Raw genomic sequence first — 994 nt, forward strand, 5'->3', positions numbered from 1 at the left:
GACACGGGATCCAACCTTTCAAACGAGTAGGAATCTACCCGCCCGCTGGTTGGGTGAAAAAACCCGCGACTGGTTCATTAACTCTGACGCGTAACGTGATCGAGCCGGTGCGGGTGTGAGTGTCGGCTTCGACGTACCAGCCGGGCTGCCCGATGATGACGGTCGCGGCTTCGTTGAGGCCATCATCGTGCTTGGAGGGCCGGTAGGTCGGCGGCAGCGAGAAGTCGAACCCGCCATCAGTGCGCTGGGCGACCTGGATGTTCCACGGATCCACGCTCAGCGCGTTGGAGATCGCATCCCGGGCCCGGATGACCTCATCAGAGAGCTTGGAGATGATCGCTCGGCGCCGGTGCGGCTCGAAGGTGGTCATCTGATAGCCGGGATAGGTGTCGGTCAGAGACACTGCCCGCTTCTTCCCGTCAGACTGCTTAGTGTCCTGGGGCAGCCGGATCTCCATCGAGTCATTGCCGGAGTGGGAGGCCACCAAAGTGTTGGACTCGCGCTTGAAGATCGCCACACCCTCGGAGGGCTCATAACCGTCGAGTTCGAACCCGTCGCCATGCTCGTCGGCGATCTTGGCCAGCACCTTGTCCACGTGGGCTGTGCTGTCTGGTCGGAACTTAGCTCCGACGTTGACGCGGATGCGTTCGATCCCCATGCTGGGCGCATTAGCCATCAGTGTGCCTCCTCGGCAGAAGTCTTCAACATGCTCTCCCTGGTCAACATGCGCTTCTCAGAGATCAAGGGCTGTCGTTCATGTCGAGTAGCGTCGGCGGTGGGCAAAGAGCGAGTCTTTGATGACCGAGCGTGGCCCGGCACGAGAGTCCCACTTTTCTCCCACTTTTCACCATGATTTGGAAGGGTTTTGCGGGAATCTACGGGAGTCTTTAAACGGCTCATCGCAGATGAGGGTGTAGGAGGGGCCTGAATGTGAAGTCTCAGGACATCGTGGACGCTTCTGTCTCATGACATCGTGGACAGTTGGTCTCAGGAC

General features: G+C 59.4%; 1 protein-coding gene. It reads right to left on the reverse strand.

Annotated features, from left to right (window positions below; all coding sequences use genetic code 11):
* Window positions 1-34: 34 nt before the first annotated feature.
* Window positions 35-676 carry a hypothetical protein gene (locus tag HGQ17_RS14845; protein ID WP_168888730.1) on the reverse strand — a complete coding sequence of 214 codons (642 nt, stop codon included), beginning with the start codon at window positions 674-676 and terminating at the stop codon, window positions 35-37.
* Window positions 677-994 lie beyond the last annotated feature (318 nt).

The sequence above is a fragment of the Nesterenkonia sedimenti genome, from assembly GCF_012641515.1.
Taxonomy (GTDB): Bacteria; Actinomycetota; Actinomycetes; order Actinomycetales; family Micrococcaceae; genus Nesterenkonia; species Nesterenkonia sedimenti.